Raw genomic sequence first — 12,806 nt, 5'->3', positions numbered from 1 at the left:
AGATCAGTCGATCACCGGCGGAACGGCGCCACGCCGCCGCGTCGCCCACGTCTCTTCGTCTTCGACGAGGTAGTCGGGTCGCTCCGAACCGGGCTGCTCCTCGTCCTTCTGACCCCTGGCGCGCTGGGAGCGCGGGGTGCCCACCACGCCGTTGACGCTGGGGGTGCCTCGGCCCGTGGAACGGGCCGCCGCACCGGGGTTGGCTCCGATGACTCCGCCGGTGGCAGGACGCGCGGCCGACGGGCGACCCTGTGCCGCGGCCTGGCCGCCGATCACCGTGCCTGTGGGGATACGGGATCCGGCACCGCCGCCCGTGGCCGGGCGCTGCTGCGGCGTACCGCCGACGATGCCCGTGGTCGCCCGCCCGGCGACCGGCGATGCGGGCGCGCCCGCGCGCCCGGTGACCGGCGCGCCTGGAGAGCCAGGGCGGCCCACCATGTTGTTCGTGCCGGGGGCGCCGATGACGTTCTGGCGCCCTGCCGCGGGCGTACCGGGGGTGCCCGGTGTGCCCGGTCGGCCGACCGGGCTCGCCTGCCCGGGGGCCACCGTGCGGCCGGCCTGCCCCGGAGTGCCCGGCCCCACCTGCGGACCTCCGGGTACACCCGGACGGCCGTACTGGCTGGTGGTGGGTCCCGCCGTGCGCGGGCCGGCCGGTGCCACCGGGTTGCGCCCGGTGACCGGCCCCTTCCCTGTCGTCGGGAGGCCGGGAGCCATGGGAGGCGGCGTAAAGGGACCGGTGCTGGTGCTGGGCACGGTCGGCGTAGGCGCGGGTGCGGGCGGAGCCGTCACCGGCGGGGCCGCGGGCGCGATGGTGTCGATCTGCATCGACGGGTCCGGCATGGCGGGGGGAGACGCCTGGCCAGGGAGGTCAGCCCTGGGCGGCGGACCGGTGGGCACGCCGCGCTCACCAGCGTAGGCGGCCTGCGGATGATCCGCCCTTGCACCACGCGGCGCGTCGGTGGGAGGCGCCGTCCGTGAGCCGGCGGCGTCCCCGACGGAACCCGAACCCGTCGGCAAAGGCACCGCCGCCTTCAACCGCTCCGGGAACTTCGGCGGTTCCTGGGCCGCCAGCGTCGACTCCGAGACCGCGTAGAAGGACGCCAGGCGGTTCAGCTGGTTGATGGCCTCCTGGCGGTCGCGTTCCGCCTTGACGGCCTTCTGGTAGTCCTCGTTGTCCGCCGTGCGCTCCGCCGGGGGGAAGTCCGTGGGCTTCTTCGGGTCCGGGCGGTTGTCGCGGGGCGGGCGGGCGTTGCGGACGGAGGCGAGGCCCGTGCTGGCCACCTTCATCTGCGCGCCCACGATGTTGGCGAAGCTCGCCAGGTTGTACGTGTACGCGGCGAGGTCGGCGGCGAAGCGCTGGAACTCCGTACCCGCCACACCCTTCAGTTCCACGGCGGCGGCGTCCTTCTTCAGGTCGCGCGCCGCGTCGTTGAGCGCCTTGCGGGCGGCCTCCAGGGCCGTGCCGGCGGCCTCCAGTTCGGCCGGGTTGGCCGCTTCCAGCAGGTCCAGCATGGCGTTGAGCGGGGCGTTCTCGAAGTTCGTCTTGCCGAAGAAGCCGCCCGGTCCGCTTCCGGTGCCGAAGCCCATGCGGCCGAACTGTGCCGAGAAGCGCTCCAGCCGGTCCGTCGCGCTGAACGTCGTCTGGATCTTGGACGCGTCCTGGCTCTGCTGCTGCTCGGGGGTGAGGTTCTGCTCTTCGGTTCCCATCGGCCTTACCCCATGTCCTTCGTGACGTCCGGCATGTCCGTGCGGGGCTGGTCCGGCTTGTCCGTGTGCTTCTCTTCGCGCTGCTCCCGCTCCGCCTCTGCGGCCTTCAGCTGCGTCTGGATGGCGTGGAAGCGGCGGCGGGTGTCCTCGTCGACGTTGTCGAAGCCGACGTCGGCCGCGTGGGCGCCCAGGCGCAGGAGCTCCATCTGGTCGGCCAGCAGCTTGGAGAGGGTCACCAGTTCCTTGTGGACGCGGTTGTACTGGGTGAAGAAGCCGTCCGCTTCCGCGAAGGGCAGTGCGGTGCCGCTGAAGGCGCCGCGCTGGATAGTGTGCTCGGCGACCTTCTGGTGGCCGCCCGGGCTGTTCTCGAATTCCGTCAGCAGCGCGTTGATCTTGGACTGGAAATTCCGTAGCGCGCCTGCGCCGCGCTCAAGGTCGCCCATGCCCCTTGTCCCTCCCCGTTGTTCCAGCGGTCACGCATTGCGATCGGATCCTTGTGCTATTCGCCGATCGCACGCCCGCCACTCTATCCAGTGCCTCCGACAGCCCCAAGTGCCTTACGTGCCACGTGCCTTCTCCGTTGACGGGGGAAGGGGGCCGGTCGGTTGCGGTGTGGTCGTGTGTGTGCCGTCACCCGTTCGCGGGACGTGCCGTCGTACGGTCGCGGCGGCGGGCGTCGCGTAGGGCGATCGCGGTGCCGGCGATGGCGGCGACGAGGACGCCGCCGCCCACGACGACGTAGGTCGCGAGGCGGGCGTTGCGCTGTTCGGGCGTCTCGCCCAGGTGGAGCTCCGCCGGAGTGGGCGGTTCCGCCTTGGTGACGCCTTCGTGGGCGACCGGGGCCTCGATCGGCTTGTCGTCCTCCGTCAGGGCCCGGACCGGGTCCACGACGCCCCACCCTACTAGCCGGTCGCGTCCGGCGATCGAGCGCTCCGCGGTCTGCTGGATCTGGGCGACGATCTGCTTCTGCGTCCAGTCCTTGTGCTTGGCCTTGATGAGCGCGGCGATCCCGGCGACGTACGGGGCGGAGAAGCTGGTGCCGTTGTCGGCGCAGTGGCCGCCGCCCGGGACCGTGGTGATCATGTCCACACCGGGGGCGGCGACGCCGACGAAGTCGCCGGACTGGGAGAACGCGGCGCGCTCGTTGTTGCGGTCGGACGCGGCGACGGCGAGGACGCCCTCGTAGGAGGCGGGGTAGGTCTTCTTCACGTTGCCGTCGAGGCCGTCGTTGCCCGCGGACGCGACGACGACGATGTCCTTGTCCAGGGCCTTCTGGACGGCTTCCTTCAGCAGCGGCGTCGGCTCGACCGCCTTGGCCGTGTCCTGCGAGATGTTGATGACGTCGGCCTTCTCCGCGATGGCGTGCTCGATGGCGGTCGCCAGGGTCCCGGCCGTGCCGTTGCCGTCCGCGTCGTTCTGCTGGATCGGGATGATCGTGGCGTCCGGGGCGAGGCCGACGAAGCCGGTGCCCTTCATCGGGCGGGCGGCGATGATGCCGGCGACCTTGGTGCCGTGGCCGACCGTGTCGGTGGTGCCGCTCTCGTTGCCGCGCTCGACCTTGTTGCCGTTCTCGTCCTTGGCGTCCTTCGGGATCAGGTTGATGCCGCTCTTGACGTCGACGGCGGGCTTCAGCTGCGGGTGTTTGACGTCCACGCCGGTGTCGATGACGGCGACGCGGACGCCCTTGCCGGTGGACTGCTTCCACAGCTCGTCCAGCAGGACCCGCTGCAGCGCCCAGGGGCGGCCCTCGTAGGGCTTGCTGGGGTAGGTGCACTGGCCGGGGGTGTCCTCCGCCGCGGCCACGGGGGCGGGCAGGGTGACCGCCAGGAGGGCCGTCGCGGCCAGGACTCCGGCCCCGCGCCCGTACGCGGTGCGCCTGTTCGTGGACTTCATCGCCTGTGCCTCCGACCTCACGAGCCCTGCGGCTGGCGGGCCGCCGCCGTCGACAGGCGCGGGCCCGTCGGCAGGAACGCGGACCACGCGGCCGGGACGGGCTGCGGGTCGACATCCTTGTAGCCGAGCCGGTTCTGGGCCTGCTGCGCCTCCAGCAGGCGCGCCTTCTTCTCCTCCGCCGAGCCCGACGAGCCGATGCCGGAGTCGTCGGCCGGGTTGTCGCCGTTGGACTGCATCGCGTACCGCAGGCCGGTGTCGGTGACCAGGAACAGAAAGCCAGCGCGGGTGTTGGCGCCGCTGAACTGGCGGAACAGCAGGCCGGTGCCGGGGGTGACGTACGCGCTGCTGGAGCCGGTGGGCAGGGGCGCCGGGAATGCGTCGCCGGCCCAGGTGCTGAGCGTGGTGGAGCCGTTGTCCTCGTCGACCTCGCGCAGGACGTTGCAGACGGTGTTGCGGCTGCCCTCGTCGGTGCTCGCGGAGTTGACGGGCTTCGGCGCGTGCCGGGGCCACTTCTTGTCGGCGCCGAACGCCTCGCCGGGCTGGAAGGCGGCGGCGCTGACGGACGTGGCCTGGCCGTCCTGGCCCAGCTCGATCAGCTCGCGGCTGTTCAGCAGCAGCTTCGCGGTGAAGTCGGTGACGGGCGCGACGCGGCCGGGCAGGACGACGTACTGCTGCTTCTTGGTGCCGTCGGTGGCGGTCAGGACCATGCCGACCTTGTTCACCTCGTCGTCCAGCTCGCCGGGGACGTTCGCCGGGGCGCCGGGGGTGCCCTCGATGGACGGGAAGTCGACCTCGTCGCCCTTGTGGAGGGTGTCCAGCCAGCCGGCGGAGACCCGCTGCGGGGTGCGGCCCTGGCCGACGAGCTGGCGGAGCAGCAGTTCGTTGTTCTTCACCGGGTACGCGGTGCCGGCGCCGTCCACGATGTAGCGGGTCCGCTCGGGGGCGGGGCCCTCCACGTACAGCAGGTCGCCGCCGCTGAGCCGGCCTTCGCCGTCGGTCCGGGACTTCTCGCGGTCGGCGAAGACGAACGCGGCCTTCTGGATGGCGCGCCCGCCCTCGCCGGGCCGCTCGCACACCGCCCAGCGCTTGGCGGCGCCCGCCTCCTTCGCGTCGGGGAGGCGGTCCGGGGCGTACGGGATGCCGAGGGTGGCGCCGTGCCGGATCTTGCCGTTGTCGAGGACCGACTCGTCGACCTTGATGACCGTTCCCTTGTCGGGATTCAGCAGGAGTTTCGCGGAGGCCATGTTGAGAACCGGGTGGAGCTGCTTGGTCTTTCCGGTTTTCAGGACGACATAGCGCGTTGTCGACTTGCTGGCGATGATGACGTTCTCGCCGGGGCTGTCCCAATTCTTCGGGGCGACCGGCCGGAACATTCCCCACGCGCCGAAAACGGCGAGCACGACGACGCCCACGATCACGCCGGGCAGCACGCCGCGCAGCGGGCGGGGCGCGCCCTCTTCGGAGCCGGTGGAGTTGGGCTGGACGAATTGGGCGACGAGTCTCCGCTTCGCGAAGGTGTAGGCGTTGAGTTCATCCCGACGCGATGCCATGTATGCGCTGTCCCTCTCCCCGCTGGGCCGCCGCGTCCCCTGGTCCGCAAGGGCGCCGGCCGTCGTAACCGCCCCCCTACTATGCCTGCTGGAGGCCGGGCCGCTCTGCTCAGGTAGGGTGATCGCCCGGTCAACAGCCGTGTGAATTTGGCTTTTACGGACACGAGGGGGCAACGCGGCGATGGGTACGGCGACGCGCGCGCGCACGAGGCGGTCCGGCGAGGGACGCCCCGCCCGTTCCCGCGGGCAACGCGGCGGCGGCCGCCGGGCCGGAGGGCACCGTTCCGCCCCCGTTTCCCCGGCGTCCGGGTCCTCGGCCGCGCCCGCGCCGCGCCCGCTGTCGCGGGTCGGCCGCATGGGGCCGTTCCAGCTGCGCCAGCTGGTACTGATCGAGCTGGCCCTGGCTCTGGCGGCGGTCGGTTTCGCGCTGCAGGGCCTGTGGCTGATCCCGACGCTGTCCGTCGCGGTGCTGCTGGTGCTGCTCGCGGTGGTGCGCCGCCGCGGCCAGGCCGTGCAGGACTGGTCGTCGACGGCGCTGGCCCTGCGGGCCCGCCGCCGGGCGGCCGCGCCCGCCGACGTGGACACCGACCCGTCGCTGGCGCCGATCGCGGAGGGCCTGCCGGGCTTCCGGCCGTTCCCGTACGTCGACCGCAAGCGCCGCACGGTCGGCATGCTCGGCGACGGTACGTTCCTGACCGCCGTCGTCCGGGTCGAGGCGAGCGGCGCGGCGCCGCGCCCCGCGTTCGGCGCGCGGACGCTTCCGCTGTCGCTGCTGGGCGGGGCGCTGGAGGTGGACGACATCGTCCTGGAGTCGGTGCAGCTGGTGCAGCAGGTGCGTTCCGCGCCGGCGCCGCACCTGCCGCAGCAGGCGGTGGCCCGGCTCTCGTACGCGCCGCTGCAGGAGCGCACCGGGGCGCCCGCCCTGCGGATGACGTGGGTGGCGCTGAAGCTGGACCCGGAGCGGTGCCGAGAGGCCATCGAGGCGCGCGGCGGGGGCGTCGAGGGCGCCCAGCGGTGCCTGGTGCGGGCGGCGGACCATGTGGCGAGCAGGATCACCGGCGCGGGCTTCGACGCGGTCGTCCTGGACCAGGAGGAGCTGAACTCCACGATGGCGACCGCGGCGTGCGCGAGCCCCCGGCTGGCGGCGCGGGCGCACCGGCCGGACGCCACGCCGCAGCGCCGCACGGTGGAGACCGCGCGGGTGTGGCGGTGCGACGACCGGTGGCACACGACGTACGCGGTGGGCCGCTGGCCCGGTCTGGCGGGCGGCGACGGGTCGCCGCTGGCGAAGCTGGTGTCGCTGCTGACGGCGACGCCCGCGTACGCGACGACGTTCAGCCTCGCCATGCGCCGCGGGTCGCGGCAGGGCGCCGTGGACGTGGCCGGGTACGTGCGGATCACCGGCGGTTCGGACACCGAACTCATCGGGGTGCGGCGGGCGTTGGAGCAGGCCGCCCGGTCGGCGAAGGTCGGCCTGGTGCGGCTGGACCGGGAGCAGCTGCCCGGTGTCCTCGCGACGCTGCCGCTGGGAGGGACGCAGTGATGCTCGGTATGCGGTCGGCTCGCGCGCCGCGCGGACTGTTCGGCCCCCGTCACGCGGGCCACAGCGTGGCCGTGGAGGGCATGGGCGCCCTGTCGCTGCCGGTCGGCGACGACGGCGTGGTGATCGGGGACGACGCGGAGGGCAACCCGCGGATCGTGGGCTTCCACCGCTCCACCCCGTACGACGTGCTGCTGATCGGCGGGCTGTGGACCGCGCAGGTGCTGGCGCTGCGGGCGGCGGGCACGGGCGCGCGGGTCGCGGTGGAGACGGGCCGCGCGCAGGCGTGGACGGCGCTGGCGCACGCGGCCGGCGCCGGTCTGGAGTGCGTGACGCTGCACGACGTGGGCCGGGTGCCGCCGATGGGCGCCACGGTCGGCAGCCCGGTCGTGGTGGTCCGCGACTGCGGGATGCGGCCGCCGCGCGGGCGTGTCGTGTCGTCGCCGTGGCAGTCGGTGCTGACGCTGCTGCCGTACCTGAGTCCGGTCGCGCCCCGGCTGATGCGCGCCGCGACGCTGGTGGGCGTGCAGCGGGTGTCGCCGCAGGAGGCCGAGCAGATCGGGCGCATCCTGGGGCTCTCGCGCGCCGAGTACGAGGCGCTGCCGACGCTCGCGGACGGTGTGACGCTGTGGGTCTCCGGGCGCGAGCGGCACTGGGTGATGACGAGCGGTACGGACGCGGAGACCGGGCTGCTGGGTGTGGCCCGCCGGATGGACTGACCGCCCAGGAGGACTCGGGCCGGAGGCTCGGGACCGACGGTTCGGGGGCAGACCGCTCCAGGGCCGGAGGGCTGGGGCCGGGGGTGCTTTCCGGGGACGGCTTCGACGGGGCTTGCGGCCCGTCGTTCCGGAGCCGGGCACCGCGGCGGGAGGCGGGCGGTTCCGGGTCGGGCGCCGCGGCGGGAGGCAGGTGGTTCCGGGTCGGGCGCCGCGGCGGAGGCAGGGCGTTGCGGGCCGGGGCGATACGCCTGAGGGGCCGAGAGCCGCTTGTCAAGTGGCCCGGCGTGGGCGGGGTGTTCCGCCCTAAGATGCCGGGAAGTGACGGACCGCAACCGCAGTCGCCGTCGCACTCGACGGGCGGGGCTCCGGGAGGGGCACGTTCGACCCAGCCGTTACCGAAAGGACTCGAGCGATGGGCAGCGCACAGGAGAAGGACGAGTTGTACGCCCTCGACATCTCCGGGGTGGAGTGGCACGGCGCCCCCGGCACCAGCCCCGACGAGGAGCGCGTCGAGATCGCCTACCTGCCCGGCGGCGCGGTCGCCATGCGCTCGTCGCTGGACCCGGACACGGTGCTGCGCTACACCGAGGCGGAGTGGCGGGCCTTCGTACTGGGCGCGCGGGACGGCGAGTTCGACCTGAAGTGAACCGCTTGACGGTCCGGTACGCCTGAAGTGACCCGCTGACGGTCTGGTACGTCGGTGGCGGCGGACCTCGCGGCCCGGGAGTTCCGGGCGGTCGGGGTCCGCTTTCGTGTGCGGGGCTGCGGGCGGGCGGTGCGCCGAGACCTGATTGTTGGACAGGCCGCACGGGAGTGCGGGGCGTGAGCCGTTGTCAGTGTGCGGGCCTATGGTGGCTTTTGGGTGGGGTGGTGTTCACGCAGGGCTGTCGCGGCGTCACATGGCGCTGATGCCCGCCGTCGCCGGGGCGTCCCGCGGGCCCGACGGGCCTGACACGCGGGCGCCGTCGGCGATTAGGGTGGGAAGGGCCGGCCATGACCCCGCGCGGGCGTGCGGTGCCCGCAGGGGAGCGCCGGGCCACGGACGACAGGAACGGTCGCCCACACCCATGACGGCACAAGGGTGCTCGACCACACCAGGAGGCAAAGTGAACGGCGATCGGGACGAGATCCACCGGGGATGGAACGCTCCTCCCGTCGACGATCCGTCCGACATGGACGCCGCCGAGATGACGGGTGAGTTCACCATCGACTACACCCCGCCCGCCTGGTACACGCAGAACGCGGGGGGTGCGGACGCCTCCTCGCAGAGCGCGACGCCTCCGCCCCCGCCGCCGACCGGGCAGCCCATCGCCGTGCCCGGACTGCCGCAGAGCGGCGGGTTCCAGCCCCACACCGCGCCGCCGCCCGTGCCCGCCGCCCCGACCGCGGCGCCCCAGGTACCCGCGGCGCCCCACGTGCCGCAGGTGCCCCAGGCGGCGCCCGAGCCGGCCGCGCCGCCCGTGATGCCCGAACCGCCCGCGGCACCCGCGGCGGCCGAGCCCGCGGCGGCCTCTCCGTACGCGCCCGCAGCACCCGCGCCCTCCGCGGCCGAGCCGTTCGGCGGCGGCGATGTGGAGAGCGGCGCCACCATGCGCTTCTCCCCCGCCGCGCTGAAGCGCGAGATGGAGGAGATCGCCAAGCGCGCCGAGGCCGAGGCGGAGGCCGCCATGGCAACCGGCGCGAAGGCCGGACAGGCATCCGGGCAGGACGGCGCTACGGCGCCGGGCGCCTCGGACGCCGCCGAGAGCCCCGCCGCCCCCGACGAGGAGCGCGCCTCGGAGCCCGCCGGTGAGTCGGCGGACGCGCCCGGCCGGGACGACGTCGCGGCCGCCTCCCGCCACGACGACGGGACGCGCGACGACGCGCCCGGTGACGGCTCCGCCGACGTACGGGACGACGCTCGTGACGACGCCCCCTCCGACGCGCGGGCGGACGGACCGGCCGACGCCCCCGGCGACCGGGAGGGCGACGGACCGGGCGACGGACCGGGCGGCGATGCCGCCGACGACCGCGCCCACCAGTCCGGTGACCAGTCCGGCGCCCCGAGCGGCGACGCGTCCGGCCAGGGCGCCGCTCAGGACGCCGCGCCCGCCGCCGGTGAGCCCGCCCCGCAGCCGTGGACGCCGCAGGACGCCTCCGGTGGCCAGGGCGCCCAGCCGGTGCCGGGCCTGCCGCCGCTGCCGCCCGAGTTCCAGCCCGCCGCGCCGGCCGGGGCGCAGCAGTGGCCCGCACCGGCTCCGGGCGCCGACCCGTCGAACCCGCCCCAGGCACCCGCGTGGCCGGGGGCGGCCCCCGTGCCCGGCGCGCCGCAGCAGCAGCCGCCGTCGCCGTACGCCGACCCGCAGGCCGCCGCCGCGCAGCCCGGCGGCTACGGCTTCCCGCAGGGCCAGGCCCCGCAGCCCCAGGGCGGATACGGCTTCCCGCACCCGCACGCCCAGCAGCCGCACGCCCAGCAGCCGCAGCCGCCCGTGCCCGGCGCCCCGCAGCCGCAGCCGCCGCACGCCCCGGGCGGGTACGGCTTCCCGCAGGGCGACGCCCCGGCGCAGCCCGCGCCCCACGCCGCCCAGGCCCCGCAGGCCGCGCCGCCCGCCCAGCAGCAGGGCGGGTACGGCGTGCCGGGCCAGGCCCCCGTGCAGCCGCAGCCGCCGCAGCAGGCGCACCCCGGCCAGGCCCCGCAGCAGCACCCCGGTCAGCCGGGCCCCGCCCAGGGCGGGTACGGCTTCCCGCACCCGCACGCCCAGCAGCCGCAGCCCCACGACCAGCAGGGCCACGGCCCCGCGCAGGGCCAGGCGCAGCAGCCGCACGCCCACGGCCAGCAGCCGCAGGCGCCGGCGGTCGATCCCCGTGCCGGGGCGGGCTGGCCCTCGCCGGTGACGCACGACCAGCGGCAGCCGTCGGTGCCGGGCGCCCCGCTCGGGTACACGGCGGCCGTCGAGCTGTCGTCCGACCGGCTGCTGCGCAACACCAAGCAGAAGCCCAAGAGCAGCCGCAATCCGTCGGCCGGTTCGCGGTTCAAGCTCGGCGGCAAGAAGGAGGAGGCGGAGCGGCAGCGCAAGCTCCAGCTGATCCGCACGCCCGTGCTGTCCTGCTACCGGATCGCGGTCATCTCCCTCAAGGGCGGTGTCGGCAAGACCACGACGACGACCGCGCTGGGCGCCACCCTCGCCAGCGAGCGGCAGGACAAGATCCTCGCCATCGACGCCAACCCGGACGCCGGCACGCTCGGCCGCCGGGTGCGCCGCGAGACCGGGGCGACCATCCGCGACCTGGTCCAGGCGATCCCGTACCTCAACTCGTACATGGACATCCGCCGCTTCACCTCGCAGGCGCCCTCCGGTCTGGAGATCATCGCCAACGACGTGGACCCGGCCGTCTCGACGACGTTCAACGACGCCGACTACCGGCGGGCGATCGACGTGCTGGGCCGTCAGTACCCGGTCATCCTCACCGACTCCGGTACGGGCCTGCTGTACAGCGCCATGCGCGGGGTGCTGGACCTCGCCGACCAACTGATCATCATCTCGACGCCGTCCGTCGACGGTGCCTCCAGCGCCTCCACGACGCTGGACTGGCTGTCCGCGCACGGGTACGCCGAGCTGGTGCAGCGGTCCATCACCGTCATCTCCGGGGTGCGCGAGACCGGCAAGATGATCAAGGTGGAGGACATCGTCCAGCACTTCGAGACGCGCTGCCGCGGTGTGGTCGTGGTGCCGTTCGACGAGCACCTGGCGGCGGGCGCCGAGGTGGACCTCGACATGATGCGGCCCAAGACGCGGGAGGCGTACTTCAACCTCGCGGCGATGGTCGCCGAGGACTTCACACGGGCGCAGCAGGCGCAGGGCCTGTGGACCGGGGACGGGCACGGCGCCATGCCCCCGCAGATGGCCCCGCCGCTGCCCGGCCAGGGCCAGCCGCAGGCCCCCGGCCAGCAGCTCCCCGGCCAGCAGCTCCCCGGCCAGCCCATGCCGGGCCAGCCCATGCCGGGCCAGCAGGTCCCCGGCCAGCCGTACCCGGGCCAGGGGCAGCCGCCCGCGCCCGGCCAGTACGCCGCCCAGCCCCCGTACGGCGGTCAGCAGCCCGCACCGGGCCAGGCCCCCGCGCCCGGCCAGGCCCCCGCGTCCGGCCAGCCGTACGGGCAGCCGCCGCAGGCCCCCGGCCCGTACGCCCAGCCGGGCGTGCCGCCGCAGGGCTGGCACCAGCAGCCCCCGGCGGGCCACCAGGGCCGGCCGCCGCAGCCCGGCGGTCACCCCGGCGCCCCCCAGCAGTCCACCGACCCGAACGCGCCGGCCTCCGCCCCGGCCTGGCCCCAGCAGCCGCCCCAGGCCCCGCAGCCCCCGGCCGCCCCGCCCCAGCAGTAGGAGCACGGACAGAGGAAGGGCCCGCACCGTCCGGTGCGGGCCCTTCTCCACGCGGCGGGTGAGCGTCCCCCGCGGCTAACACGCGTCGTACTCGCCGGTCAGCTCGCGGCAGCGCTTCACGTCGTCGGCGATGGCCTCCAGCAGCGCCTCGATCGAGTCGAACTTCCGCTGCCCCCGCACGTACGCGAGGAAGTCGACGGCCACGTGCATCCCGTACAGGTCCAGGCCGACCCGGTCGATGGCGTACGCCTCGACGGTCCGCTCGGTCCCGTCGAACTGCGGGTTCGTGCCGACGGAGATGGCGGCCGGCATCCGCTCGCCGTCCGCGCTCAGCCACCCGGCGTAGACGCCGTCCGCGGGGATGGCCGTGTGCGGCAGGGTCTCCACGTTCGCCGTCGGATAGCCCAGCTCGCGGCCCCGCTGGGCGCCGCGCACGACGACGCCCTCCACCCGATGCGGGCGCCCGAGGATCTCGGCGGCGCCCCGGACGTCGCCCTCGGCGACCAGCCGGCGGGTCAGCGTGGAGGAGAACGGCTGCCCGCCGCCCGCCTCACCGGTCACGTACAGGTCGACGACCTCGACCTCGTAGTCGTACGTGGCGCCCAGCTCGGCCAGGTAGTCGACGGTGCCGGCGGCGCGGTGGCCGAAGCGGAAGTTCGGGCCCTCCACGACCACGCGCGCGCGGAGCTTGTCGACGAGGACCTTCACGATGAAGTCGGCCGGCGACAGCTTCGAGAACTCGGTGGTGAACGGCAGGACGAGCACGGCGTCGACGCCCAGCTCCGCCATCAGCTCCGCCCGCCGGTGGTGCGGGGCCAGCAGCGGCGGGTGGCTGCCGGGGCGTACCACCTCGGAGGGGTGCGGGTCGAAGGTGACCACGACGGCGGGGACGCCCAACTCGCGGGCGCGCTCCACGGCCCGCCCGATGATCAGCTGGTGCCCGCGGTGGACACCGTCGTAGGAACCGATGGTGACGACGCTGCGCCCCCAGTCCTGGGGAATCTCCTCCAAGCCTCGCCAGCGCTGCACTGTGACCGCT

Annotated in this window: 9 protein-coding genes; 4 read left to right on the top strand and 5 right to left on the bottom strand. The window is 74.6% G+C overall.

Annotated features, from left to right (window positions below; translation table 11 throughout):
* Window positions 1-3: 3 nt before the first annotated feature.
* From ACSUPT_RS22225 to eccB, 4 genes are all read right to left on the bottom strand, one after another.
* Window positions 4-1,707 carry a WXG100 family type VII secretion target gene (locus ACSUPT_RS22225; RefSeq protein WP_436945360.1) on the bottom strand — a complete coding sequence of 568 codons (1,704 nt, stop codon included), beginning with the start codon at window positions 1,705-1,707 and terminating at the stop codon, window positions 4-6.
* A 5-nt stretch (window positions 1,708-1,712) separates the two neighbouring features.
* Window positions 1,713-2,150, bottom strand: a complete 438-nt coding sequence (locus ACSUPT_RS22220; RefSeq protein WP_436945359.1) for a hypothetical protein — start codon at window positions 2,148-2,150, stop codon at window positions 1,713-1,715.
* Window positions 2,151-2,337: 187 nt separating this feature from the next.
* Window positions 2,338-3,600 carry a type VII secretion-associated serine protease mycosin gene (gene mycP, locus ACSUPT_RS22215; RefSeq protein WP_403499224.1) on the bottom strand — a complete coding sequence of 421 codons (1,263 nt, stop codon included), beginning with the start codon at window positions 3,598-3,600 and terminating at the stop codon, window positions 2,338-2,340.
* A 17-nt stretch (window positions 3,601-3,617) separates the two neighbouring features.
* Window positions 3,618-5,150, bottom strand: a complete 1,533-nt coding sequence (eccB, locus tag ACSUPT_RS22210) for a type VII secretion protein EccB (protein ID WP_351968122.1) — start codon at window positions 5,148-5,150, stop codon at window positions 3,618-3,620.
* 355 nt (window positions 5,151-5,505) lie between these two features.
* Here eccB and eccE point away from each other — a divergent pair, with 355 nt between their 5' ends.
* The 4 genes from eccE (at window position 5,506) to ACSUPT_RS22190 (ending at window position 11,767) form a co-directional block, all read left to right on the top strand.
* A complete protein-coding gene (gene eccE / locus ACSUPT_RS22205; protein ID WP_399219637.1) occupies window positions 5,506-6,693 on the top strand; it encodes a type VII secretion protein EccE in 1,188 nt (395 codons plus the stop codon).
* Window positions 6,694-6,701: 8 nt separating this feature from the next.
* Window positions 6,702-7,409, top strand: coding sequence for a hypothetical protein (locus tag ACSUPT_RS22200; RefSeq protein WP_351968124.1), 708 nt, complete (start codon window positions 6,702-6,704; stop codon window positions 7,407-7,409).
* Between the two features lie 412 nt (window positions 7,410-7,821).
* Window positions 7,822-8,055: a DUF397 domain-containing protein gene (locus ACSUPT_RS22195; RefSeq protein ID WP_010471541.1), complete on the top strand. Its 234-nt coding sequence runs from the start codon at window positions 7,822-7,824 to the stop codon at window positions 8,053-8,055.
* 460 nt (window positions 8,056-8,515) lie between these two features.
* Entirely contained in the window at window positions 8,516-11,767 is a 3,252-nt protein-coding gene (locus ACSUPT_RS22190; protein ID WP_436945358.1) for an SCO5717 family growth-regulating ATPase, read from the top strand.
* 75 nt (window positions 11,768-11,842) lie between these two features.
* Here the strand turns inward: ACSUPT_RS22190 and ACSUPT_RS22185 are convergent, their stop codons facing one another.
* Entirely contained in the window at window positions 11,843-12,796 is a 954-nt protein-coding gene (locus ACSUPT_RS22185; protein WP_436945357.1) for a bifunctional riboflavin kinase/FAD synthetase, read from the bottom strand.
* Between the last annotated feature and the right edge of the window lie 10 nt (window positions 12,797-12,806).

Source organism: Streptomyces sp. SudanB25_2051 (assembly GCF_964272635.1).
GTDB lineage: Bacteria > Actinomycetota > Actinomycetes > Streptomycetales > Streptomycetaceae > Streptomyces.
Note: the sequence above shows the minus strand (reverse complement) of the source record. Positions and strands in the feature narration are given on the sequence as shown.

Bases quoted from the DNA above. Each gene is read 5' to 3' on its own strand.
- ACSUPT_RS22225 (WP_436945360.1), bottom strand. From the start codon at position 1,707: ATGGGAACCGAAGAGCAGAACCTCACCCCCGAGCAGCAGCAGAGCCAG.
- ACSUPT_RS22220 (WP_436945359.1), bottom strand. From the start codon at position 2,150: ATGGGCGACCTTGAGCGCGGCGCAGGCGCGCTACGGAATTTCCAGTCC.
- mycP (WP_403499224.1), bottom strand. From the start codon at position 3,600: ATGAAGTCCACGAACAGGCGCACCGCGTACGGGCGCGGGGCCGGAGTC.
- eccB (WP_351968122.1), bottom strand. From the start codon at position 5,150: ATGGCATCGCGTCGGGATGAACTCAACGCCTACACCTTCGCGAAGCGG.
- eccE (WP_399219637.1), top strand. From the start codon at position 5,506: ATGGGGCCGTTCCAGCTGCGCCAGCTGGTACTGATCGAGCTGGCCCTG.
- ACSUPT_RS22200 (WP_351968124.1), top strand. From the start codon at position 6,702: ATGCGGTCGGCTCGCGCGCCGCGCGGACTGTTCGGCCCCCGTCACGCG.
- ACSUPT_RS22195 (WP_010471541.1), top strand. From the start codon at position 7,822: ATGGGCAGCGCACAGGAGAAGGACGAGTTGTACGCCCTCGACATCTCC.